We start from the raw sequence: 23,853 nt of genomic DNA, 5'->3' as shown, positions 1-23,853 counted from the left end.
TTGTCTGGCACAAACCATAGCGCGCGCGACACGCTGCCGCGACCCGGAACTTGCGCATTGGCTTTGGGCTTGTGTCGCGGCCCCTCGGGCGGCATTAAGGCCCGGATGGCAAAGCAACTCGACTATCATACGATCCGCGAGATCTTTACGCGCTTTCAGGAGGCCGACCCCGAACCCAAGGGTGAGCTTGAGCATGTGAATGTCTACACGCTGGTCGTGGCCGTGGCGCTGTCGGCGCAGGCAACCGATGCGGGGGTCAACAAGGCCACGCGCGAGTTGTTCAAGATCGCCGATACGCCGCAAAAGATGCTGGATCTGGGCGAAGAGGGCCTGATCGAGCATATCAAGACCATCGGCCTGTTCCGCCAGAAGGCCAAGAACGTCATCAAGCTGAGCCGTATTTTGGTCGAAGACTATGGCGGTGAAGTCCCAAATTCCCGCGCAGCGCTGCAATCGTTGCCGGGTGTCGGACGCAAGACCGCCAACGTTGTGCTGAACATGTGGTGGCGGCAGCCGGCGCAGGCTGTGGACACGCACATCTTTCGCGTCGGCAATCGCACCGGTATCTGCCCCGGCAAGGACGTGGACGCGGTCGAGCGCGCCATCGAAGACAATATCCCCGCCGATTTTCAACTCCATGCGCATCACTGGCTGATCCTGCATGGCCGGTACCATTGCAAGGCGCGCAAGCCGCAATGCCCGACCTGCATCATCCGTGATCTCTGTCAATTCGAGGACAAGACATTATGAAAACCTACCAGCTGACCGGTATCGGAAATGCCGTTGTGGACGTGATCTCGCAGGCCGATGACAGTTTCCTGGAACTGATGGGCATTGAAAAAGGCATCATGCAGCTGATCGAGCAGGAGCGCGGTGAGCTGCTGTATGCCTCGATGGAGGGTCGGGTACAGACACCGGGCGGGTCTGTTGCCAACACGATTGCGGGCGCAGGTGCGTTGGGGCTGGATGCTGCCTTTATCGGGCGGGTGCATGACGATGCGCTGGGCCGGTTCTATGCGGATGCGATGAACGAAGATGGCGTCGATTTCGTCAACCCGCCGGTTCCGGGCGGGGAATTGCCGACCTCGCGCTCGATGATCTTTGTCTCGCCCGATGGCGAGCGGTCGATGAACACCTATCTGGGCATCTCCTCGGAACTGTCGTCGCATGACGTGCCCGATGAGGTCGCCGGAAGCAGCCAGATCATGTTCCTTGAGGGCTATCTGTTCGACAAGGAAAAGGGAAAGGCCGCGTTTCTTGAGGCCGCGCGCGCCTGCCACAAGGGCGGCGGCAAGACCGGGATCGCCATTTCCGACCCGTTTTGCGTGGAACGCCACCGGGTCGATTTCCTGCTGCTGATCGAGAATGAGCTGGATTTCGTCATCGGCAACGAGGCTGAAATCAAATCGCTGTTTGAAACCGACGATCTGGAAGAGGCGCTGATCAAGACCGCCGAGATTTGCCCGCTGGTGGTTTGCACGCGCTCGGGTGATGGCGTGACCGTCCTGAACGGAGGCGCGCGCATCGACGTGCCGGTCAAGAGGATCGTGCCGGTAGACGCAACCGGTGCCGGTGACCAGTTCGCCGCGGGGTTCCTGTATGGAATGGCCACAGGGCGCGATTACGAGACCTGCGCCAGGATCGGCAACGTCTGCGCCCGCGAGGTCATCAGCCATATCGGCCCAAGACCCGAGGCGGATATGCTGGAATTGTTGCGGGACGAAGGGCTGCTTTGAGCCCATTTTGTTGAAAAACCCCTCCTTTATCGAAGGCTGAACGGCCAATCCGCATGTTGCGGGCTGGGTATTGCTTTGTGATCCGGTCCGCGCGGTGGTTTTGTGAAGAGGCGCAACTGGCTTGAAGTCATTCGGACTATGGTTGCCCACTCATTGAAGCGTGCTGCTTTTTTGAGCGTCCAATCATTCTTACCCTTGAGGGTGTTTGCTTGATTTAACCTCTGTCTGCGCGCAAGTGCCTTGGATTTTGGTCTTCGTTGCCCCAAGTTTGCGCCGGAGTACACAACGCAGATCCAGAAACACGTGCGGCGTGCCAGTGTCGATTGGCGCGTGGACGAGAGGCATATCCTAGTCGGCGGCAAAAGCGGGACCCATCAACGCATGCAACAGTCCCGCAATGCCGGTGTATCCGAAGAAGTCTGAACGTCAATGAACGCTCTTGTATTTTAGCCGAGTTGTTTGGTCCACAAAACAACGCGTTCGATCTCTTGGATCAGGCAATCTTGAAAATCCCTGTCTATCTGTGAAGCGTTGATGCCAATTGGTTCAACGACCGCAAACCGATAGAGAGGAAGGTCCTCTACGATCCGCGGCCGTCCTTTGTTCCCTTGCAACCAATGAAAAGCCGTAAAAGCATCCACGAGAGGCAACCCACCGCAGGATTTGCTAAGAGTAAGTGCAGCTAAAGATGTTTCGACAGTCACCGGTGGGCGCTCACCCTCTAGCAAGTCACTTAGCGACAAAGCACTCTCAACTTCGTTGCGCAGCCCGATGATCTGACAGGGCGCCATCTGTTCCAGTGTCAGCGCTCCCTGACCTGCGGCTAAAGGGTGACCTTCGTGAACAAAACAAATATGTGGTAAGCTTCCCTCAAACAGGACGTTCATTTGCTTCAGAGAGCGCGAAACATAGGCGAAGCCTGTTCTCATCGCGCCGAAACGGGCATAGTCCAGTATCCAGTTTGAAGATCGTACCCGCCAATCGATCCGGATGTTCTTTTCCGCTATGTTCAGCCGTCTTAGGGCCTGAGGCACGAGGTCTAATGAGGCGGCGGTTATTGTGGCAATTGACAAGGACCCGCGATCCTTCCGAGCGATCTGAGAGGCGATCTCGTCCAAGTTCGCAAGGGCCGAAAAATTGCGTTTAACCTCTTGATAGAATTCTTCTGCTTCGGGGAGCGGTGTCACACCCTTACTTCGGCGACGAAACAAAGGAACGCCAAACTCCCGCTCCAGATCCGACAAAAGCCGGCTGACGCTGGGTTGTGACAGATTCAACCTGCGACCAGCAGCGGAAACCGACCCGGTTTGCATGATCGCAGAGAAGACGTTGAGTTGGTTATGGGTGAACATAGGTATTCGATTAACAAATATCAGTCGAAACAGATAGTATTATTTCAAATGTAGGGTCTGTGGTACTGTCCCGTTGTTTCGGAGGGCAGCGCCAAGAATGAAGAAAAATGTCATTTTGATTATGACGGACCAGCAACGCGCGAACAGTCTGGGCTGCACCGGAAACAAGCATGTCAGGACACCGAATATAGACGCACTGGCCCAGCGGGGCGCCGTCTTTACCAAGCATTTCACACCGCACCAGATCTGCTCTCCAAGCCGGTCCACTTTGTTCAGCGGTCAGTATGCAAGGTCGCACGGCCTGACGCGCAACGGGGTTGCCCTGCCTGAGGATCTGAAACTGATCACCCATGACTTTCAGGCCATGGGGTACAAGACCCATGGGGTTGGGAAATTCCACTTCCAACCTATTCTGGCCGGGCCAGAGCATCTTATGCCGGATTCAAACGCCTTTTGGGACTTACCGGAAAGTGAGGGATGGTGCGGCCCCTTTTACGGGTTTGACGCGGTCGACATTCTGATTGGAGAATCCGTTAGTGCCACAAAAGGTGGGCATTATGCCCGTTGGCTGGAATCCGTCGCGCCGGGAGCGGCCGAGCTCTATCTCCCGGAAAACGCGCTTGAACCGCGATGTGGGGATATTGACGAAGTTTGGAAATCGGCCATCCCTTTCGACTTGCATTACAACTCTTGGATCACAGATCGGGCCTGCGAGTTCCTGACTGAAAATGACGGGTCAGACCCGTTCTTTCTGTTTGTTTCCTTTCCCGATCCGCACCATCCTTTTTCCCCCCCTGCGCCATGGTGCGACATGTACGATCCGGCGGACATGCCAATGCCCTCATATGTGCCTGATGAGCTGTCAGCGATGCCGTCTTTCCTGCGCGATGGCGATGATGAGGAAAAAAGTAAAAGCTATGTGGACTTCCTGCGCGATCCGGGGCCACCGCGAGAACAGGGTTTTTTACAGACAACATCGAACTTCTCGGACGATTCAATTCGCCGCGCGATCGCATATACCAATGGAATGATTTCGATGATTGACGCTTGCGTCGGGCGGATCATGGCACAGACGGAGCATCAGGGTCTCCTTGAAGACACCGTTGTCATTTTCACCTCGGATCATGGCGAGTTGTTGGGTGATCACGGGCTTATCCGAAAAGGCCCCAGCCCCTACAGATCGCTTTTGCACGTACCGCTGATCGCTGCAGGTCCGGGGATCGAGCCTGGCGAACGTCACGGGACAACAAGTCATCTGGATCTGCGCGCGACCCTGCAGGATTTTTTGGAGCTGGAGCATCAGCCGACCGAAGGGGTCTCTTTCGCTCACCTGATGACGCAGGCAGATGGCCCGGGGCGTCGCGAGCTTTTTGCCGAATATCACCCACGCACGCGCATGGACACTTACAACCAGACGGTAATGACAGACGAATGGCGTGTCACAATCTATCCTCAAAACGCAGACTGGGGAGAGATGTTCGATCTTCGCAACGATCCGGGTGAACACGTCAATCTCTTCTTCAAAGAAGAATACCGCAGCACGCGTGACGAGATCATTGAAAAATTGTCACGACACTTTCCGCCAGCTGCGGATGCAGGCGGAGTGTCACTTGCAACCTACTAATCAAATCTGAGCTCTCAAACGACAACGGGGAAGTCACCATGAACGAACATATCAAATATCTGGCAAAACAGGCAGCGCTTGGCAAAATGCCCCGCCGTGAATTTCTTGGGAAGGCGTCCGCCTTGGGGCTGGCTGCTGCAACAGCCAATCTGGCGATGTCGTCAGCGGTCAAAGCCGCTGGTCCACAAAAAGGTGGCACCATTCGCGTTGGCATCCAAGGCGGCGGCACAACTGACAGCCTTGATCCTGCGACCGCCGCAAACTCAACCGCTAATATGGTCGCCCGCCTTTGGGGTGAGACGCTCTTGACGCTTGCACCTGATGGCGGCCTTGAGCCCAAGGTCGCAGAAAGCTTTGAGGCTTCTGCCGACGCAAAAACGTGGACGTTCAAGATACGAGACGGCATCACCTTCTCAAACGGTCAGCCCGTCACTGCCGAGGATGTTCTACAGACCATCGACCGACACTCGAACGAAGAGACCAAATCCGGGGCGTTGGGCTTGTTGCGTGGTATCGCAAATATGCGAACGGATGGCGACCTGTTCATCGTCGAGCTGGAAGCGCCCAATGCGGACCTTCCATATCTGCTTTCGGATTATCATCTCGTCATTCAGCCTGGTGGCGGTAAAGAGGACCCAGCTGCTGCAATTGGCACCGGTCCTTATGTTTTGAAAGCCGCCGATATGGGTGTGCGTTTCGTGGCTGAACACAACCCCAACCATTGGGATGACACGATTGGTCATGCCGGCACGATCGAAGTGATTGTCATCAACGACAACACCGCACGCGTCGCGGCGCTGCAATCTGGTCAGGTCGACATGATTGACCGTGTGCCGCCCCGTACTGCACGTCTTGTTGACCGCGCGCCCGGTATCACGGTGCGCTCTACGTCTGGCGCAGGTCATTACGTGTTTATCATGCACGTCAATACCGCGCCGTTCGACAACCATGATCTGCGTATGGCCTTGAAATACGCCATCAATCGTCAGGAAATGGTGGACAAGATCCTCTTCGGCTACGGCTCTGTGGGCAATGACACACCCATCAACAGCTCTTATCCCCTCGCAACTGAGTTCGAACAGCGCGAATACGATGCGGACAAGGCGGCGTTCCACTTCAAGAAATCGGGTCATAGCGGGCCGGTCACGCTTCGGTCGTCCGAGAACTCGTTCCCCGGCGCATTGGATGCGGCTGCGTTGTTCCAGCAGTCCGCAGCTGCCGCGGGCATAACGCTGGATGTGAAGCGCGAGCCCAATGACGGCTACTGGTCTGAAGTTTGGAACAAGCAACCTTTCTGCACCAGTTACTGGGGTGGCCGTCCGGTTCAGGACCAAATGCTGTCCACAGCATATTTGTCCACAGCGGATTGGAACGACACCCGGTTCTTCAACGAGCGTTTCGATCAAATCGTCACCGCAGCGCGCGCCGAACTCGATGATGCGAAGCGCAAGGAAATGTACACAGAAGCCTCAGCGTTGATCCGTGATGATGGTGGTCTGATCTGTCCGATGTTCAACGACTTTGTCGGTGCGACTTCAGATCGGATCAGCGGTTGGGTTGACGATCACAAGGGCTTTGACCTGATGGATTTCCGCGCACCGTTGAAGATGTGGGTCGCCGCTTAAACGCGCGGTTTTCGAGTTTGACCATGAACAGGCGCAGTTCTTATCCCGAACTGCGCCTGTTCAATTGCGGCTCGAACCAGCGTTTCAAAAGAAATGGCACGTGTCGGGCATTGATTGGCATCCCATGCCCTGGCGAGAGGAACTACGACTTGAATAGAGCCGCTGCGGGTCTGATCCGATCCGCGCTGGTAAGGAGGGCTCAAGGATCACTTACTGTGAGTGCCAACCCGCAGCGACTGAGCGCATGTAAGAGTTGCAAACTGACACGAAAGGGGGAAGAAAACGCCGTCTGACGTCACTTTTTGAGCGACTAGTCGAAAAATCAAATCGCTTCTTACGTTTGCGTAAATTTCTTAATGGCCACAAAAACTGAAGCGACGTTGCGTCAATAAAACGATACGCGAAAAACGCGAGAAGATACTCACCGCGACAACTGTTTATCACGAAGTCAGGCCAACTCCTGCTCGGTTGGTTTGGCACTGCTGCGCCGCTCATATTTCTCCACTGCCGACGGATATTCTCTGAGCTTTTGACCCTCGTCGGTATCCGGCTCAGATCCCCATAGATACTCAATTTCCCTGAGCGCGGCGCGGTACTCTGAAAGGGTAAGAACTGTCGGCATAGTAAATCCTCAAAGTGTAAATCAATACTCAGCTTCTTACCGGACAAGCACATTTCAACCGTTGTCACAGTGCTTCCGTATTGCTTCCGGCAGGTCGCACCTGGCGAAGCGCACTCTACACACATCCGAGTGAATACTTGGTTTTCTTGAAAAAGTGGTGAGCCGTGCAGGATTCGAACCTGCGACCCACTGATTAAAAGTCAGTTGCTCTACCAACTGAGCTAACGGCCCACTCTTTTATTGGATCTTCTCGATCCGTGGCGCTCTTTACGGCAATTTCCCAACCGGGTTCAAGCCCTTAATTTGCGCCTCGTTTCGCTGAAACAACCTGTGTTTCCGGCGACCCGATAGGCGGCCTACTTAGGCAGGTGGCGCAGGGGGGTCAACCCCTTTTTTCACGATTCGACGCGACAGGGTGGATTCATGTTCCGACCGACGCTATATCGCCGCCATGCAACAGAAACTCGATACCGGATTGCCCTTTGTTAAGATGCATGGGCTGGGAAATGACTTCGTCGTCGTTGACGCGCGCATGCAGGATGTTTCGATTACCCAGGCTCTGGCCCGAGGAATCGGGCATCGGCATTTTGGTGTGGGATTCGATCAGCTGGCCGTAATCGAAAACGGTGCGGCGGACGCGCATCTGGTGTTTTACAATTCGGATGGATCAACTTCGGCGGCGTGTGGCAACGCCACAAGATGCATCGCACGAATGTTGATGGATGAGACGGGCAAAACCCAGCTGACGTTGACAACCGAACGTGGAACACTTTTTGCGCAGGACGCAGGTGATGGGCTGACCTCGGTCAATATGGGTCTTCCTCAGTTGGAATGGCACGAAATTCCGCTGGCTGAAGAGATGGACACGCTGGAACTGCCCATCGAGGGCGCCCCGACAGCGACGGGTATGGGCAATCCGCACTGCACGTTCTTTGTTGAAAACGCCGAGGCGATTCCGTTGGCCGAGTTCGGCGCGCGCTATGAACACCATCCTTTGTATCCCGAGCGCACCAATGTGCAGATGGCTCAGGTTGTGGGTCCGGATCACATCCGCATGCGGGTGTGGGAACGGGGCGTGGGCATCACCCTGGCATCAGGGTCGTCATCCTGTGCAACCGCGGTGGCTGCGGCGCGGCGTGGGCTGACGGGGCGAAAGGTGCAGATTGATCTTGATGGGGGAACCCTGTGGGTTGACTGGCGCGAGGATGGTGTCTGGATGACCGGGTCAACCTGTCACGTCTTCTCGGGCACGTTGTCGCCCGAGTTCTTAGGGACGCTGGGATGAACCCGCCTAAATTCACCACATTGGGTTGCCGCCTGAACGCCTATGAAACCGAGGCGATGAAAGAGCTGTCGCAACAAGCCGGACTGACGGATGCCGTGGTGATAAACACCTGCGCCGTCACAGCTGAGGCTGTGCGCAAAGCGCGACAGGAGATCCGGAAACTGCGTCGTGAAAATCCGAACGCCCGGCTGATTGTTACCGGGTGCGCCGCCCAGACAGAACCCGACACCTTCGCGCAGATGGCCGAGGTCGATGCGGTGATCGGCAACACGGAAAAGATGCGACCAGAAACCTGGAAAGGCATGGCCGCCGACTTTATCGGCGAGACCGAGGCCGTTCAGGTCGATGACATCATGTCTGTCACCGAAACGGCCGGGCACCTGATCGACGGGTTTGGCACACGCTCACGCGCTTATGTGCAGGTTCAGAACGGCTGCGATCACCGCTGTACCTTCTGCATCATTCCCTATGGCCGGGGCAATTCCCGCAGCGTGCCTGCCGGTGTTGTGGTGGATCAGATCAAGCGGCTGGTGGACCGGGGCTATCATGAGGTGGTGCTGACTGGCGTCGATCTGACCTCATGGGGGGCCGATCTGCCTGCACAGCCCAAACTTGGCGATCTGGTGATGCGCATCCTGAAGCTGGTGCCGGATTTGGCTCGCCTGCGGATCAGTTCGATCGACTCGATCGAAGTGGACGAGAATCTGATGCAGGCCATCGCAACCGAACCACGCCTGATGCCGCATCTGCACCTGTCGCTTCAGCATGGCGACGATCTGATCCTGAAGCGCATGAAGCGTCGCCACCTGCGCGACGATGCCATTCGATTTACCGAAGAGGCCCGGAAACTGCGCCCCGACATGACCTTTGGTGCCGACATCATCGCAGGTTTCCCGACCGAGACCGAAGCGCATTTCGAGAACTCGCTGAAACTGGTTACCGATTGCGATCTGACCTGGCTGCATGTTTTCCCATATTCGAAACGCGAAGGTACTCCAGCGGCTCGCATCCCGCAGCAGGTGAACGGCAATGTAATCAAGGATCGCGCCGCCCGTCTGCGTGCGGCTGGGGACGTTCAGGTCAGGAAACACCTGTCAGATCAGGTCGGTAAAACCCACCGGATCCTGATGGAGAACCCGCATATGGGGCGGACGGAACAATTCACCGAGGTTTCGTTCAATTCACCCCAACCCGAAGGCCAGATCGTAACCGCCCGAGCCATTGGGGCGAATGATCACAGTTTGGTTGTCTGAAGGTCCGCAGCCTCGCCATCTGCGACAAGCAATTCTTCCATGAATACGCTTATCAGCTGCGCACGCCCGTCAACCCCGGCTTTGGCATAGATCGAGGCGGTCTGCGCGCGCACGGTTCCTACGGCCCGCCCCCGGATGCGCGCGATGTTTTCGTTATCCAGCCCTTTCAGAACCAATAGACCCACATCACGCTCGGCGGTGGTAAGTCCCCAACGGTCGAAGAACGTGTTGATGACGACGCTCATTTCACCCTGCGCGGCCTGTAGGCCAAGCTTGGTCTGTTCCACCCTTGCCAGCAGGCGTCGAAGTTCAATCATGAAAAAAACAACTCCGGCAAGCAAAACAAATGCGACAAAAGCCTCAAGACTTACATGAGAAGGCCCCTCGCCTTCCTTCAAATCCAGAGCAACGTCGCCAAGGTAAAACACCACGCAAAGTACCTGAACAACGATCATTATCGACATAAGTACAGCCCGGTGAGCGTCTGCATCGCCGGGCCGCCAATGGCTGCTGATCCATTTGATCATTTGGTTGACCAATCCTCAGGTATATTCTTCCGCCCTGTTATCATAGCTTTTGCCAAAGCGACACCTGTTCGCCTCTGATCAATGACAACCCCGGCAACATGCAGCAGAACAGACAGCATCAGCCAGTTGAAGGCCAGTTCGTGCAGGTCTTCGACCCATTCGATGCCAAAGAACCGAACCGTCCCCATCATGAACCCTGTCACACACAAAGCCAGCAGTGTCGCCCAGAGGTTATAGACCATAAGGGCTCCCAGAGGGTTGTGTGAAAGGTGCACGCTTTGGTCACCCCGCCCCATGTCGCGCAGGTGGTTGAGTGCCGAACGGGGGCTGAAAGGGAAGGCTGCGAACCTGGCGAAAGCCGGACCCGTTAACCCCCAAAGCAACCGCAACAAGACCAAAGCCAGCACGACATAGCCCACATATTCGTGGAACGCGCCCTCGGGATTGGATATCGCCGCATTGATCAGAACGCACAAGGCTACGACCCAGTGAACCAGCCGGACCAAAGGATCCCAGACCTGAACTTCGTGGGCGCCTGTGCGCCCACGATGCATCAATTCTGTTTCGGACATTCTGGTTACTGATCCTCAATCTTGACGACTTTGCCGCTTGCGGGATCAACGTAAACCTCGGCCAGTTTACCATCCTTGACGACATAGGCTTCGATCTTGCCGTCTTCCGTCTCGATTTTGCGGACATCGAATCCCATGCCTGTCAGAGTTTGCCGAATTTCGGCTTCGGATTTTCCAAGCTCGGCATCGGGTGCGAGATCCAGTGCCAATACCGGCGTTCCAAATAGAATTGAGGCAAAAAGAATAGGAAGTTTCATTGTCGTGACTCCGTGTTTCAGACAAACGGCAGTTGATCAGCCGTTGTGGCTGATGTGCGCCTGTGAAGCTGTCCAATCCATTGACCCGGCGCTTATTTCGGTCAAATAAGCGCGCGCTGATGGAGGCTTGGAAAAAGAAAACCCCCGCAACCTGACGGCGCGGGGGCTGATTTAGTAAAATCCGGTAGGACGGATCGGATCAATCTTCCTTGCGGAGTTTGCCCTTGTGCGGTGCCCAGAGGCGCTTGTTGACCAGGTACAGCAGCACCGACAGAACGGTCAGGAAGATGACACCGACAAAGCCTGCGTTCTTGCGGTCTGTCAGCTTTGGCTCGGCCGCCCACATCAGGAATGCAGCAACGTCCTCGGCCATATGCTCAACCGTGTTCGAGTGCCCGTCCGCGAACTCGACCTGCTCGTCAGCCAGCGGAGGCGCCATCGAAATCCAGCCGCCGGGGAAGGCGGTGTTTTCGTAGAGCACTGCACCCGCTTCTTCTTTTTCGTGGCCAGTGTAGCCGTGTAGCAGCGAGGCGATGTATTCCGGGCCACCCATGCCTTTGACCAGCTGGTTTATGCCCAGGCCGTAAGGCCCGTGGAAGCCAGCCCGCGCCTTTGCCATCAAGCTCAGGTCCGGAGCGCCGACGCCGGTATTGGCCGGGAAGTGATCGGTGGGAATCGCCGGGCGGAAATCGTCCAGCTCGGGGTCGAAGACTTCGAAGTTGCCAGCAGCGTATGCGATGACTTCTTCTTCCGAGTAACCCAGCGCTTCCAGATCGCGCAGCGGCACGTATTGCAGACCGTGGCAAGCCGCGCAGACCTCGGTATAGATCTGCAGGCCGCGTTGCAGCTGATGCTGATCCCAGGTGCCGAACGGGCCTTCGAACGAGAAGGCGAAATCTTCGATATGCTGCTCACCACCACCTGCTGCAATGGAAGCAGCAGGGGTCAGGGCCAGAGCAAACGCGGCGCCGATTGCAAGTTTCTTGAACATGTTTCCGGTCCCTCTTCTTACTCGGCCGGCGTGGCGTCGGCGTCAGCCTTGCCATAATGCGCGTTGAAGTCTTCTTCGATAGTCTCGGGCTGGGCCAGAGGTTTCTCGATCACACCAAGGATCGGCAGGATCACGAAGAAATAGGCGAACCAGTAGGCCGATGCGATCAGCGAGAAGGTCGCATAGGGTTCTTCCGCAGGCATCGCGCCCAGCCACATCAGGGCGAAGAAGTCGATGATCAGCAGGTAGAACCACCATTTCAACATCGGACGGTACTTGCCCGAACGCACGCTCGACGTGTCCAGCCAAGGCGCCAGCGCCATGGCCAGGATCGCACCAAACATCGCCAGAACACCAAAGAACTTGGCGTCAACGATACCACCGGTGATGAAGCTGGCAAACTGAACAACCCAGACTTCACCGGTAAAGGCACGCAGGATCGCGTAGAACGGCAGGAAGTACCATTCAGGCACGATATGTGCGGGTGTCGCCAACGGGTTGGCTTCGATGTAGTTGTCCGGGTGGCCCAGATAGTTCGGCATGAAACCGACAACGGCCCAGAACACGACCAGGATCACGGCCAGCGCGAACAGGTCCTTGATCACGAAATACGGCCAGAACGGCAGCGTGTCTTTCTTCGCCTCGTCCTTCGAGCCGCGACGCACTTCAACACCTGTGGGGTTGTTGTTGCCCGTGGTGTGGAAGGCCCAGATGTGTACCACGACCAAAGCCGCGATGATGAACGGCAGCAGGTAATGCAGCGAGAAGAAGCGGTTCAGCGTGGCGTTGTCCACCGCGGGTCCGCCCAGCAGCCAGGTCTGGATCGCGTCACCCACAAACGGAATGGCACCAAACAGACCGGTGATCACAGTCGCACCCCAGAAGGACATCTGACCCCATGGAAGAACATAGCCCATGAAGGCGGTGCCCATCATCATCAGGTAGATCAGCATGCCGACGATCCACGTGATCTCGCGCGGGGCTTTGTATGAGCCGTAGAACAAGCCGCGGAAGATGTGGATGTAGACTGCAACAAAGAACAGCGATGCGCCGTTCATGTGCAGGTATCGGATGAAGTAACCGCCATTTACGTTGCGCATGATGTGTTCGATGCTGGCAAATGCCATGTCGACATGCGGCGTATAGTGCATCACCAGAATGATACCGGTGACAATTTGCAGCGCCAGGCAGAACGCCAGAACGATGCCCCAGATCCACCACCAGTTCAGGTTCTTGGGGGTCGGGATCATGAGGGTGTCATACAGCAGGCCAACAATCGGCAGGCGGCTGTTCAGCCATTTCTCGCCGTTTGTCTTCGGCTCGTAATGATCGTGGGGAATTCCGGACATAAGTTTGGGTCTCCCTTAGCCGAGTTTGATTGTGCCGTTGTCCACCCACTCTGCGGGCGGAATGGGCAGGTTCTCAGGCGCGGGGCCTTTGCGGATACGACCGGCAAGGTCGTAGTGTGAACCGTGGCAAGGGCAGAACCAGCCACCGAAGTCGCCTGCATCACCCAAAGGCACACAGCCGAGGTGGGTGCAAACACCCATCTGAACGACCCATGCACCCGGCGCTTCGCCTTCCGGCGACGGCATCACACGGTTTGCGTCGGTCGCAGGGGCATCGGCGCTCAGGTTAAAGTTGCGGGCCAGCGGATCGGGCAGCGCATCAACACCTTCGGCGTCCTGTTTCTGAGCTTCCTGAATCTCGGCACCGGTGCGGTGACGGACAAAGACGGGTTTTCCCAACCATTTGACGGTCAGCTGCGTACCCGGCTCAACACCGCTCACATCCACACGGATCGAGGACAGCGCCTGAACGTCTGCCGATGGGTTCATTTGGTTGATCAGGGGCCATACGGCTGCACCCGTTGCAACGACACCTGCGCCGCCAGCGACGTAGTACAGGAAATCTCTGCGGGTGCCTTCGTGGTCTTCTGCGTGGGACACGAGGTTATCTCCGATTGTCTGGCGCCCGCGGACGGGCAAATAGCTCGCGCACCGCACGAATGCGGTGTCTTAACCGCGCTTACTATCGGGGAGAATAGTGTTCGTCCAGCGTTCATAAACGCGCAATACGCCGCATGTGTCGTTTCCAGCAGCTGCGGAGAGTGTTTTTTGGTGAATCTCGCGTGCGACTTTGTCGGCAACTTCGATTCATGCGTCATTGATTCGCTTTCGCACCCCGCCTTCCGCCACCCGGGTTGGGTATTTGAAGCCTGTCCTGGGTGCCGCTGATTTGCGCCCAAAAGGTACATAATCAAGACTTCCAAACGGGGATTGTTTTCAGCAAAAACATACTCGCTAAATAGATGATTTAAATTACAAATTGCACGCGCCTCACCTGTTGCACTTTCCGCGCGAATAAAGGACAGCGCAAAAGGCGTGCGAACTCCTGCAAGGAGACCCCAATGTCAAAGATCATTCTGGCCGCTGCCTTGTGCACAATGGCCCTGCCCTCTCAGACCCTTGCCGCGGGCGACCCCGCGAAAGGTGAGGCGATATATAACCGTTGTTCTTCGTGTCATGCGATCATCAAGGATGGTGAAGTTCTGGTCAAAGGTGGAATCACCGGCCCGAATCTGTATGGCGTCGTCGGTCGCGTGGCCGGGTCCGAAAACGATTATCGCTATGGCAGCGAGCGCCTGCCGATCGGCATGTTCACGGATGACATGATCCGTGCCGGCGAAGCGGGTCTGGTCTGGACCGAGGAAAACATCGTTGCTTATGCGCAGGATCCGATCGACTTCATCAGGGAATTTCTGGATGACGAAACTGCCCGTCCGAACATGAGCGTCAAACTCAAGACGGGTGCAGACGATATTGCCGCTTATCTGGCGACCTTCAGCCCCCAGTAAACCCGGCGCCTGATGCTGGTTAAGCCTTGTGCATCAAGGCGGCCAGTCGGGCGATTTCGCTGCCAAAGCCAGAGGACACCTGATCAGCGGCGGCATTTCGCGCACCTTCAGGTTTGTTCTGACCAAGCTTCCAGGTGCCCTGAATATCTTCAACGCGCATGCGGCACGGAACGATCATGCGCATCATCTTGTTCAGCGCGTCCGAGGACATTTTTCCCGTGACCCATGGGACCTTGGGCAGCAGCCGCTTTTCGTAGAATGCAGATTGGCGGTCAAGTACGTCACGCAACTCGTCCTGCGGGCGTAGCTCAAGCTTTCCGATCAGGTGTACGGCGACATAATTCCATGTCGGAACCTGATCTTCGACACCGTACCAATCGGGCGAAATATATGCATCCGGCCCCTGCACCGCGATCTTTGCGCGCTGCGGTTCGTGCAGCGCACGCACGATAGGGTTCGAGCGCACAAGATGCAGGTCAGCCATTGATCCGTCTTCGGACAACAAAAACGGGACATGACTTAATAACGGGCCCTCTTCCGCAGAGAGTGCCAGAGCGCCAAACGCCCGCTCGCGGGCGAGTTCAACATGACGCGCACGATCCTCGGCGCGAAAAACGGGGTTAGGGTGCATGAGTGTCCTCCTGTCAAATCTCTTGCAGCGTCGGACAGTTCTTGGCAAGGTCCGCCTCGTTCTCAGGGCGGGGTGGAATTCCCCACCGGCGGTATGCGGGCCACGGCCCGTAAGCCCGCGAGCGGCCCCGGCTTTCGGGGTGTCAGCAGATCTGGTGAGATACCAGAGCCGACGGTTACAGTCCGGATGAAAGAGAACGTGCAAGCCGCGCCGGTAATACGGCGCGCCTGCTCGTGATCGCCTTGGGTGACGTGTCATGCCGGGCTGGCAGCGAAAAGTGGGAACCGGTTCTCGCGACTGCCAGCAGGCCACCAAACTGAAAGGAGATCATGATGACACACACCCGCTATGCTTTTGTCAAAGCCAACTGGCATTCCGATATTGTTGACCGCGCGCTCGACGGCTTCCTCGAACTCGTCCCCTCGGAACAAGTCGATGTCTACGACGTTCCCGGCGCGTTCGAGATGCCCCTGCTGGCCCGTGATCTGGCCCGGACCGGGCGCTATGCCGCCGTCGCCTGCGCAGCCTTTGTCGTTGATGGCGGCATCTACAGGCACGATTTCGTTGCGCAGGCCGTGGTCGATGGCCTGATGCACGCCGGGCTTGATACAGGGGTTCCTGTCCTTTCGGTCTCGCTGACCCCGCACCAATATCAGGAAACTGATCATCACAATGCGATCTACCGCGACCATTTCGTACAAAAAGGGCGCGAAGCGGCTCGGGCCGCGCTGATGATCTCGGAAACCCGTGCGAAAGTCGCGCAGGCCGCCTGATCTTCATCTTTTCGAAAATACTCAAAAATGCGCCGCCCGACGGGCGGCGTTCAAACCGTCAACGGCCAAATCCGCTTGAGGCCGGGGGCCTTGCCCGCTAATCACGATCCGCAAAGGAGCACGCCCCATGTCGATGAACAGCTTTGGCCATCTTTTCCGCGTCACCACCTGGGGTGAAAGCCATGGGCCTGCCTTGGGCGCCACTGTCGACGGTTGCCCGCCGGGCGTTGCGATTGACGAGGCGATGATCCAGCACTGGCTGGACAAGCGCAAACCGGGGCAAAACAAGTTCACAACGCAGCGGCGCGAACCGGATCAGGTCAAGATCCTTTCTGGCGTGTTCGAAGGCCAAACTACAGGCACGCCCGTGCAACTGATGATCGAAAACACCGATCAGCGCTCGAAAGACTACGGCGATATCATGGACAAGTTCCGTCCGGGCCATGCCGATATCACCTACTGGCAGAAATACGGCATCCGCGATTATCGCGGGGGTGGGCGCAGTTCAGCCCGGGAAACCGCGTCGCGCGTGGCCGCGGGTGGACTGGCGCGCGAGGCCATCCGGCAGATCGCGCCGAATGTGCAGATCACCGGCTACATGACCCAGATCGGTCCGCACAAGATCGACCGCGCCAAATTCGACTGGGCGCAGATTGAACAGAACCCGTTCTGGGCGCCTGATGAACAGGCGGCCGGGGATTGGGCGACCTATCTGGATGACCTGCGCAAATCCGGCAACTCGGTCGGGGCCGTGGTCGAGGTTGTGGCACGCGGTGTCCCCGCAGGGCTTGGGGCGCCGATCTACGCCAAGTTAGACACTGATCTTGCGGCCGCGATGATGTCGATCAACGCTGTCAAAGGTGTCGAGATCGGCGAAGGCATGGCTGCCGCCGAACTGACTGGCGAAGCCAACGCCGACGAAATCTTCATGGGTCAGAATGGTCCGCAATACAGCTCAAACCACGCAGGTGGGATTCTGGGCGGCATCTCGACCGGGCAGGACATTGTCGTGCGCTTTGCGGTCAAACCGACCTCTTCGATCCTGACCACCCGCAAAACCATTACAAAATCCGGTGAAGAGACCGAGATCATCACCAAGGGCCGTCATGACCCCTGTGTTGGCATCCGCGCTGTCCCTGTCGGTGAGGCGATGATGGCTTGTGTCATCCTGGACCACCTACTGCTGCACCGTGGTCAGATCGGAGAAAACCGTGGACGGATCGGCTGATCTGCGCGCGCGTTTGCGTGCCATTGTCGCGCAACGCATGGAAACTGATCCGGCCCATGACCTGGCCCATCTGGATCGTGTTTGGACCAATGCTCAGGCCATTGCAGACGCTCAGGTGGACATCCCCGTCCTGTTGGCAGCCTGTTATCTTCATGATCTGGTCAACCTACCCAAGAATGACCCGAACCGACTGTTTGCCTCACGCCGGTCAGCTGCTGAATCAGGGCCTATTCTGGCAAAACTGGGCTTTTCCGACGATCAGGTTCAGGCCGCGCAACATGCGATAGCGGCCCATAGCTTCTCGGCCAACATCCCACCCGAAACGCTCGAGGCGCGGATTCTGAGGGATGCGGATCGCCTTGACGCCTTGGGGGCCATCGGGATTGCGCGCACATTTTCTGTATCAGGTGCTTTGGGGCGTGTTCTCTATGATCCGGCCGATCCATTCGCAGAAGCGCGCCCGCTGGACGATCTGCGGTATTCGATTGATCACTGGAAGGTTAAGCTGCTGACCCTTCCGGACGACATGCTGACGGATGCAGGCAAGCAGATTGCGCAGGTAAGGGCGGGCCGAATGTTTCAGTTCCTTGAGGATTTTGCAGCGGAAATCGGCGCATCGATACCGAACTCGTGGACCATCACCTGATCCACCCCGTTGATCTTTTTTCTGCAAAGGCGCAGGGTCGCGCCGATGACAAAACCCTTAACATCGCATCGACCTTTGCTGGCTGTGGCGCTGAAACTTGGCGCGCTGTTCCTTTTCACGTCGATGTCGGCCCTGGTCAAAGCCTTATCTGACGAATTCCCGCCGGGCCAATTGGTGTTCTTCCGGTCCCTGTTTGCTATTCCGGTCATCATTCTGTGGCTGACCGCGCGCCGAGAGCTGGCGCAAGGCTTTGTCGTCAAGAAACCCATGGGGCATTTCTGGCGCGGTGTTCTGGGGACCAGCGCCATGGGGCTGACATTCACCGGCCTTAGCCTGTTGCCGCTGCCCGAAGTCACCGCAATCGGTTACGCCACGCCGATCTTCACCCTGATTTTGGCCGCCGTGATGCTGGGCGAGCGCATCCGCATGATTCGCATCGGTGCCGTGGCACTTGGGTTGCTTGGCGTGATGATCATGATCTGGCCCCGGCTTGGCAGCACTCAGATGGAAACGGCTGCAACCATCGGAGCGCTATGCGTACTGGGCGCGACCTTTGCCCGGGCCTTTGTGCAGATCCACATCCGCCAACTGGTCAAGGTCGATCACCCTGCTGCAATCGTGTTCTATTTCTCGCTGACAGCGACGCTGCTTTCGGCGCTGACGGCGATCTGGGGATGGACAATGCCTACGCTGAATCAGGCTCTAATACTGATCACCATGGGGCTAGTTGGCGGAGTTGCACAGATTTTGGTCACGTCCTCGTATCGGTTTGGACAGGCATCGATGCTGGCACCTTACGACTATGCAACAATGCTTTTTGCGATTGTGATCGGTTATTTCGCGTTTGATGAATTGCCCACCGTTGCGATCCTGATCGGGGCCGCATTGGTGATCGCAGGCAATGTTGTTGTGATCTGGCGCGAACACCAGCTGGGGCTGGAGCGTGGCAAGGCGCGGTCTGTCACGGACCCCAAAGCGTGACTTTACCTTTTGCATTCTTTCCCTAGGTTGGGCCGGACAATCAAAGAGGTTCCCCAATGAGCGACGCGCACGACCACAAGGAAAAGATGCAAAAGGTGCAGGCCCAGCACCGCAAGAAAGTGTCCGAGGCCGTCGACCCCGAACGCGGCCTTGTTCTGATCAATACCGGCAAGGGCAAAGGCAAGTCATCAGCGGCCTTTGGCGTGGTCATCCGCGCGCTTGGTTGGGGTCAGAAGGTCGCCGTGGTGCAGTTCATCAAGGGCAAGTGGAAAACCGGCGAGCGTCGTTTCTTCGAAGAACGTGATCTGGTCACCTGGCACACGATGGGTGAGGGGTTTACCTGGGATACACAAGACCGCGAACGCGACATTGCGGCCGCCAATGCCGCCTTCGACAAGGCTTGCGCCCTTATGGCAAGTGGCGAATACGATCTGGTGGTTTTGGACGAGATCAACATCGCGCTTCGCTATGAATATCTCTCGGTCGAGCAGGTGATAGAAGGGCTGAACGCGCGTTCGGACAAGACGAGTGTGTTCCTGACAGGCCGTGACGCACCGCAGGCGCTGCGTGATTATGCAGATCTGGTCACCGAGATGACCGAAGAAAAGCACCCGTTCCAGGCGGGAATCAAAGCCCAGCGCGGGGTGGATTTCTGAACCTTGCAACAGCGCAGCCTAAACTGCTGCGCTGTTATCCTCTGTCGCTTAGCGCAGTTTCAAAGATGTATCGCAACGACTTGCGTTGATGGGCGGTGCCTTGTGTGCGGGCTTCTTCGGTGGTTGCTGTGTCCCGGCTCTGACGGTCGGCATAGGCGCAATAGTCGCCTTCGCAACAATTGCACCCGCACGCAACCAGCGCATCATGCCGGGCCATGATTTCGTCAAGCGTGTCTGTCATCTGTGACCTCACCCCGCGCAGGGATAAATCTGATGAATTCAGTCGGCTTTTTCAAGTAAATTCGCCCGACCGGTCAACACGCTTCTCCGCTCTGAGCCGCCGATTTGCAAAACGGGCGGCTCAGCTATTTCGGTAGTATTTGGACAAAGTTGCCAGTGCTGAGAAACAGCGCTCAGGCAGCGACTTCCTGCTCGGGCGCGCTGAGCGAGATGACGAGAACCACAGCCGCACCGTTCAGCCAGTAGAACGCCGCATCCAATCCTGAAAACCCCAGTACACTGGGTGCAAACAGAAAGGTGATGCCGACAATCAGGTCCACGGCCAGGTGAAATTTATAGGGTAGAACGCGCCAAATTCCCAAATGATGGTCGGTCAGAACCGTCAGGACAAAGGCGGCGACGCCGGTGACAACCGAAAGCCACAGCGCCAGCGGGTTGGACTGACCCAATCCCAGCAGGAATGGCAGTGTCATCAGGGCAATGGCAACCGGGTAGTCCAGATACGCGTGGACAGAGCGGGTAACGAAACGCAGGGACATAGGATTTTCCTCTTTTCAATCAGTGATGAAAGAAAGATAGAAAGCCTGACCCGAACGATGAATTCTCGATCGTTTCAAAAATCTTGCAGATCGTACAAAATTCTTGGCGTATTAGTGCATGGACCTGTATGCGGCTGGTGACAGGCCGACCTGCTTCTTGAAAACACGGGAAAACGCGGCCTCAGAGGCATATCCAACTTCGGCTGCTGCATCTGCGACGTTCCATCGTGCCTCTGTAAGGCCATGGCACGCAATCTGCATGCGCCAGTCGGTGAGGTATTGCATCGGCGTCGTGCCCATCTTCTGGGCAAACAACTGAGAAAAGGCTGTGCGCGACATGCCGGATTCGCGTGCCAGTGCCGCAACGCTCCAGTCTTGCGCTGGCGCTTGGTGGAACGCCGTCAAAGCGCGTGAGATGCGCGTATCCGCAAAGCCCGCAAGGGCGGTGTCCTGCGGGCTTTGCCGTTCCAGATAGGTTCGGATCGCCTGCGCAAACAGAACTTCGGACAGCTTCAGCGCAATCAGATCGCCGCCAATACGGGCCCCGGACACTTCGGAACCGATCATACGCAGGGTCGATTCCATCCACGATCCGGCCTCTTCACCATAATTCTCGATCAGGATGTAGGGTGGCAGGCGGTCGATCAGCATATGCCCGGTGCCTTTTCGCCCTGCTGGGCCGGTGAAAGAAAAATGGCCGCAGATCAGTTGCGTGTCCCGGTCCTCGTCTGCACCGCCATAGACAAGGACGCCATCGCCCTTGTAGCCGGCAATCTCAAGAACCTGCTCCAGAGGAAGCGCATCCGGTGGCCTGACCTCGGCACACAACAACGCATGTGGCGCCCCATGAGGGATCAGGATCAGATCCCCCTGCCGCAACCGCAACGTTTCCCCGGTGGATGAGACATGGACCTTGAGCTCACCCCGTTGAACAAAATGGAACCGCGCGACGTTTTCGAATTCCGGCACCTGAATACCAAATGGTGGTGTGAACGAGGAGCGGAAGTAGAACGTGCCACGCAGGGACAGACGGGTGAGAATATCGCTGAGAAGGTCCAACATGCGGTGAAGATACGGGAACTGATCCGATCGTCCAGATCACGGAACGCTTTGCACGACAATTTGCACGATCTGCAACAAAAACCCCGCCGAAGCGGGGTTTTGCAAGTTATTACGAGCGGACCAGCTTTTCGTAATCTTCTGCGATTTCGCGGGTCAGGTCGCCGACTTCGAAAGTGTAATCGCCGATTTGCCCGACCGGAGTGACCTCGGCCGCGGTTCCGGTCAGCCAGCACTGTTCGAAATCAGCCATTTCTTCGGGCTTGATGCGCCGCTCATGCACAGTGATGCCTTTATCCTTCAGCATCTGAATGACGGTCTGACGGGTGATGCCGTTCAGGAAGCAATCCGCCAGCGGGGTGTGAACCTCTCCATCCTTGACGAAGAACACGTTGGCACCTGTTGCTTCGGCCACGTAACCACGCCAGTCCATGAACAGCGCGTCCGAGCATCCCTTGGCTTCGGCCTTGTGCTTGGAAATGGTGCAGATCATGTAGAGGCCCGCCGCCTTGGCGTGAACCGGGATGGTTTCCGGGCTGGGGCGTTTCCATTCGGCGATGTCCAGTTTTGCGCCCTGCATCTTGGCGTCGCCGTAATAGGCGCCCCAGGGCCAGACCGCGATGGCCATCCGTACCGGGTTGCGGGCCGACGCCACGCCCATGTCTTCGCCAGACCCGCGCCAGACCAATGCGCGGACATAGGCATCCTGAAGGCCACTGGCTTTCAGGGTCTCTTCCTTGGCCGCTTCAATCTGATCGACGGTGTAAGGCATCGGCATGTCCAGCGCCTCGGCGCTGGCGATAAGACGTTCGGAATGTTCGCGGCTTTTGAAAATCTTGCCGTTATAAGCCCGTTCGCCCTCGAACACGGATGAGGCATAGTGCATCGCGTGGGTCAGAATATGCACATTGGCATCGCGCCAGGGCACCAGCTTACCATCCATCCAGATGACACCGTCACGATCATCATACCCCGCCATGCGAAACCTCCTGAACCGGGTTAAATTTCCGATTGTTGCGCCACTTAGGTCCGATGCGGACACAATGTTGCGCAAAAACTGCGATTCGATACCGCTCCGCCCTTGGAATGTCAATAACGCTGACATAAAGTCAAACCCGAGTAACGAATGAGGCATGATATGTCCGAAATCCGCCCAGCCCCGCGATATGGGGGCGAGAGCCTGTTGTTTTTGACGGATGAACAGTTACGGCAGGGGATCGAGGCCATGTTCTTTGCCTATCGCGGCTTTACCGCGGATCCTGATCGTATCCTGTCCGAGATGGCCTATGGCCGCGCCCATCACCGCGCGATCCATTTTATCAACCGTGCGCCGGGCACCACGGTGAACAATTTGCTGGCGATCCTCGGGGTTACAAAACAGTCTCTGAACAGGGTTCTTCGGACATTGATCGAGGATGGTCTGGTGGAAAGCCGGGTCGGAACCGTGGATAAACGCGAACGGCACCTATTTCTGACGGAAAAGGGCGAAACGTTGGAGGCCACGTTGTCAGATGCGCAACGAACAAGAATGCGCGCAGCCTTCAAGGATGCCGGTCCCGAGGCCGTGGCCGGGTTTCGCAAAGTACTTGAAGCAATGATGGATGCTGATATGCGTCATGCCTATACGAAATTGCGGGATACGAGTTCATGAGCGAAATGGATGCCCATCTGCTGATTGTTGATGATGACGAACGCATTCGCGATCTGCTCAAGAAATTCCTGATGCGAAACGGGTTTCTGGTGACAGCGGCACGGGATGCGGCCCATGCGCGGCGGGTTCTGTCGGGATTGGATTTCGACATGATCGTCATGGATGTGATGATGCCGGGCGAAGATGGCGTCAGTCTGACCAGATCACTGCGTGACACCCATACGACACCGATCCTGTTGCTGACCGCCAAGGGCGAGACCGAGCATCGGATTGCGGGGCTTGAAGCCGGGGCGGATGATTATCTCGCCAAACCTTTCGAGCCGAAAGAACTGTTGCTGCGGATCAATGCGATCCTGCGTCGAATGCCGGAAACCCCGGCCGAGGAAACAGCGGCGAAGATCCTGCATCTTGGTCCCATCCGGTATGACATTGAACGTGGTGAAATGTGGCAGGGCGAAATGCCGGTCCGCCTAACGGCAACCGAAAGCCAGCTGATGAAAATTTTCTCGGCCCAACCTGGCGAGCCGATCAGCCGTGCAAAACTGGTGGAAGATCTGGGCCGGGATAAAGGACAGGCGCAAGAACGTGCCGTGGACGTGCAGATCACCCGCCTGCGCCGGAAGATCGAACAGGACCCGAAACAGCCCCGGTATCTGCAGACAGTCCGGGGCGCAGGCTATATGCTGGCACCCGATTGAATGAGCCGCTGCGCGGCGATTAATGCCTTCGGCGAGGATATTTTTAGCCA

General features: G+C 57.0%; 27 protein-coding genes, 1 tRNA gene and 1 riboswitch. Of the genes, 14 read left to right on the top strand and 14 right to left on the bottom strand.

The annotated features are described in order from the left end of the window. Positions 1-105 precede the first annotated feature (105 nt). Positions 106-750, top strand: a complete 645-nt coding sequence (nth, locus tag ACR0LL_RS13755) for an endonuclease III (protein WP_209505105.1) — start codon at positions 106-108, stop codon at positions 748-750. Then, entirely contained in the window at positions 747-1,736 is a 990-nt protein-coding gene (locus tag ACR0LL_RS13750) for an adenosine kinase (protein WP_480587631.1), read from the top strand. The genes nth and ACR0LL_RS13750 overlap by 4 nt, the downstream gene beginning before the upstream one ends. A 446-nt stretch (positions 1,737-2,182) precedes the next feature. Here ACR0LL_RS13750 and ACR0LL_RS13745 read toward each other — a convergent pair whose 3' ends face one another. After that, positions 2,183-3,088 (bottom strand): LysR family transcriptional regulator, encoded by a 906-nt coding sequence (locus tag ACR0LL_RS13745; RefSeq protein WP_480587628.1) that lies wholly within the window; start codon positions 3,086-3,088, stop codon positions 2,183-2,185. Between the two features lie 97 nt (positions 3,089-3,185). Between ACR0LL_RS13745 and ACR0LL_RS13740 the strand changes: the two genes are divergently transcribed. Both ACR0LL_RS13740 and ACR0LL_RS13735 read left to right on the top strand, forming a co-directional pair. Continuing rightward, complete coding sequence (locus tag ACR0LL_RS13740; protein ID WP_480587625.1) at positions 3,186-4,712, top strand: sulfatase family protein; 1,527 nt, start codon at positions 3,186-3,188, stop codon at positions 4,710-4,712. 38 nt (positions 4,713-4,750) lie between these two features. Further along, positions 4,751-6,337 (top strand): ABC transporter substrate-binding protein, encoded by a 1,587-nt coding sequence (locus ACR0LL_RS13735; RefSeq protein WP_480587622.1) that lies wholly within the window; start codon positions 4,751-4,753, stop codon positions 6,335-6,337. 448 nt (positions 6,338-6,785) lie between these two features. On the opposite strand, the gene ACR0LL_RS13730 is transcribed toward ACR0LL_RS13735, so the two are convergent. Together ACR0LL_RS13730 and ACR0LL_RS13725 are read right to left on the bottom strand one after the other, a co-directional pair. Continuing rightward, positions 6,786-6,959 carry a hypothetical protein gene (locus tag ACR0LL_RS13730; RefSeq protein ID WP_480587618.1) on the bottom strand — a complete coding sequence of 58 codons (174 nt, stop codon included), beginning with the start codon at positions 6,957-6,959 and terminating at the stop codon, positions 6,786-6,788. Between the two features lie 155 nt (positions 6,960-7,114). After that, positions 7,115-7,190 (bottom strand) — tRNA-Lys (locus ACR0LL_RS13725). Between the two features lie 220 nt (positions 7,191-7,410). Here ACR0LL_RS13725 and dapF point away from each other — a divergent pair. Both dapF and mtaB read left to right on the top strand, forming a co-directional pair. Continuing rightward, positions 7,411-8,244 (top strand): diaminopimelate epimerase, encoded by an 834-nt coding sequence (gene dapF, locus ACR0LL_RS13720; RefSeq protein ID WP_480587615.1) that lies wholly within the window; start codon positions 7,411-7,413, stop codon positions 8,242-8,244. Further along, a complete protein-coding gene (mtaB, locus tag ACR0LL_RS13715; protein WP_480587612.1) occupies positions 8,241-9,497 on the top strand; it encodes a tRNA (N(6)-L-threonylcarbamoyladenosine(37)-C(2))-methylthiotransferase MtaB in 1,257 nt (418 codons plus the stop codon). The genes dapF and mtaB overlap by 4 nt, the downstream gene beginning before the upstream one ends. Here the strand turns inward: mtaB and ACR0LL_RS13710 are convergent. The 6 genes from ACR0LL_RS13710 to petA all read right to left on the bottom strand — a co-directional run bounded on the left by ACR0LL_RS13710 (position 9,479) and on the right by petA (position 13,793). Further along, on the bottom strand, positions 9,479-10,024 hold the full coding sequence (locus ACR0LL_RS13710) for a helix-turn-helix transcriptional regulator (RefSeq protein ID WP_480487822.1): 546 nt from the start codon (positions 10,022-10,024) through the stop codon (positions 9,479-9,481). The genes mtaB and ACR0LL_RS13710 overlap by 19 nt on opposite strands. Continuing rightward, on the bottom strand, positions 10,021-10,596 hold the full coding sequence (locus ACR0LL_RS13705) for a cytochrome b/b6 domain-containing protein (RefSeq protein WP_480474557.1): 576 nt from the start codon (positions 10,594-10,596) through the stop codon (positions 10,021-10,023). The genes ACR0LL_RS13710 and ACR0LL_RS13705 overlap by 4 nt, the downstream gene beginning before the upstream one ends. Before the next feature lie 5 nt (positions 10,597-10,601). Next, positions 10,602-10,853: a PepSY domain-containing protein gene (locus ACR0LL_RS13700; protein WP_480587609.1), complete on the bottom strand. Its 252-nt coding sequence runs from the start codon at positions 10,851-10,853 to the stop codon at positions 10,602-10,604. 199 nt (positions 10,854-11,052) lie between these two features. Continuing rightward, positions 11,053-11,844: a cytochrome c1 gene (locus ACR0LL_RS13695; protein ID WP_480482771.1), complete on the bottom strand. Its 792-nt coding sequence runs from the start codon at positions 11,842-11,844 to the stop codon at positions 11,053-11,055. 17 nt (positions 11,845-11,861) lie between these two features. Beyond that, positions 11,862-13,193, bottom strand: coding sequence for a cytochrome b (petB, locus tag ACR0LL_RS13690; protein ID WP_267363184.1), 1,332 nt, complete (start codon positions 13,191-13,193; stop codon positions 11,862-11,864). Between the two features lie 15 nt (positions 13,194-13,208). Further along, complete coding sequence (petA, locus tag ACR0LL_RS13685) at positions 13,209-13,793, bottom strand: ubiquinol-cytochrome c reductase iron-sulfur subunit (RefSeq protein ID WP_267363183.1); 585 nt, start codon at positions 13,791-13,793, stop codon at positions 13,209-13,211. A gap of 461 nt (positions 13,794-14,254) precedes the next feature. On the opposite strand from petA, the gene ACR0LL_RS13680 reads away from it, so the two are divergent. Further along, positions 14,255-14,701, top strand: coding sequence for a c-type cytochrome (locus ACR0LL_RS13680; RefSeq protein WP_480587606.1), 447 nt, complete (start codon positions 14,255-14,257; stop codon positions 14,699-14,701). A gap of 19 nt (positions 14,702-14,720) precedes the next feature. Here the strand turns inward: ACR0LL_RS13680 and ACR0LL_RS13675 are convergent, their stop codons facing one another. Next, positions 14,721-15,332: an FMN-binding negative transcriptional regulator gene (locus tag ACR0LL_RS13675; RefSeq protein WP_480587603.1), complete on the bottom strand. Its 612-nt coding sequence runs from the start codon at positions 15,330-15,332 to the stop codon at positions 14,721-14,723. A 54-nt stretch (positions 15,333-15,386) separates the two neighbouring features. Beyond that, positions 15,387-15,534, top strand: a riboswitch (FMN riboswitch). Positions 15,535-15,664: 130 nt separating this feature from the next. Between ACR0LL_RS13675 and ACR0LL_RS13670 the strand changes: the two genes are divergently transcribed. The 5 genes from ACR0LL_RS13670 to cobO all read left to right on the top strand — a co-directional run bounded on the left by ACR0LL_RS13670 (position 15,665) and on the right by cobO (position 19,616). Continuing rightward, positions 15,665-16,105: a 6,7-dimethyl-8-ribityllumazine synthase gene (locus ACR0LL_RS13670; protein ID WP_480587601.1), complete on the top strand. Its 441-nt coding sequence runs from the start codon at positions 15,665-15,667 to the stop codon at positions 16,103-16,105. Positions 16,106-16,232: 127 nt separating this feature from the next. Beyond that, complete coding sequence (gene aroC, locus ACR0LL_RS13665; protein WP_480482762.1) at positions 16,233-17,333, top strand: chorismate synthase; 1,101 nt, start codon at positions 16,233-16,235, stop codon at positions 17,331-17,333. Continuing rightward, entirely contained in the window at positions 17,317-17,979 is a 663-nt protein-coding gene (locus tag ACR0LL_RS13660; protein ID WP_480587599.1) for an HD domain-containing protein, read from the top strand. The genes aroC and ACR0LL_RS13660 overlap by 17 nt, the downstream gene beginning before the upstream one ends. 45 nt (positions 17,980-18,024) lie before the next feature. Next, complete coding sequence (locus ACR0LL_RS13655) at positions 18,025-18,960, top strand: DMT family transporter (protein ID WP_480560140.1); 936 nt, start codon at positions 18,025-18,027, stop codon at positions 18,958-18,960. 56 nt (positions 18,961-19,016) lie between these two features. Then, entirely contained in the window at positions 19,017-19,616 is a 600-nt protein-coding gene (gene cobO, locus ACR0LL_RS13650; protein ID WP_480560138.1) for a cob(I)yrinic acid a,c-diamide adenosyltransferase, read from the top strand. A 34-nt stretch (positions 19,617-19,650) separates the two neighbouring features. Here the strand turns inward: cobO and ACR0LL_RS13645 are convergent, their stop codons facing one another. From ACR0LL_RS13645 to ACR0LL_RS13630, 4 genes are all read right to left on the bottom strand, one after another. Next, complete coding sequence (locus ACR0LL_RS13645; RefSeq protein WP_480587595.1) at positions 19,651-19,857, bottom strand: hypothetical protein; 207 nt, start codon at positions 19,855-19,857, stop codon at positions 19,651-19,653. A 172-nt stretch (positions 19,858-20,029) separates the two neighbouring features. Then, a complete protein-coding gene (locus ACR0LL_RS13640) occupies positions 20,030-20,395 on the bottom strand; it encodes an SPW repeat domain-containing protein (RefSeq protein ID WP_050604526.1) in 366 nt (121 codons plus the stop codon). Positions 20,396-20,506: 111 nt separating this feature from the next. Further along, positions 20,507-21,457, bottom strand: a complete 951-nt coding sequence (locus tag ACR0LL_RS13635) for an AraC family transcriptional regulator (protein WP_480587592.1) — start codon at positions 21,455-21,457, stop codon at positions 20,507-20,509. Positions 21,458-21,566: 109 nt separating this feature from the next. Beyond that, on the bottom strand, positions 21,567-22,433 hold the full coding sequence (locus ACR0LL_RS13630) for a branched-chain amino acid aminotransferase (RefSeq protein WP_480506925.1): 867 nt from the start codon (positions 22,431-22,433) through the stop codon (positions 21,567-21,569). Positions 22,434-22,592: 159 nt separating this feature from the next. On the opposite strand from ACR0LL_RS13630, the gene ACR0LL_RS13625 reads away from it, so the two are divergent. Further along, positions 22,593-23,105: a MarR family winged helix-turn-helix transcriptional regulator gene (locus ACR0LL_RS13625; protein WP_209598920.1), complete on the top strand. Its 513-nt coding sequence runs from the start codon at positions 22,593-22,595 to the stop codon at positions 23,103-23,105. Then, the gene (locus ACR0LL_RS13620; RefSeq protein WP_209506983.1) at positions 23,102-23,803 is read left to right on the top strand and encodes a response regulator; all 702 of its coding nucleotides are present in this window, start codon (positions 23,102-23,104) and stop codon (positions 23,801-23,803) included. Before ACR0LL_RS13625 ends, ACR0LL_RS13620 begins: the two co-directional genes overlap by 4 nt. Positions 23,804-23,853 lie beyond the last annotated feature (50 nt).

This window comes from Ruegeria sp. AI2 (genome assembly GCF_056541275.1).
This window is presented reverse-complemented; position numbering and strand designations above follow the sequence as displayed.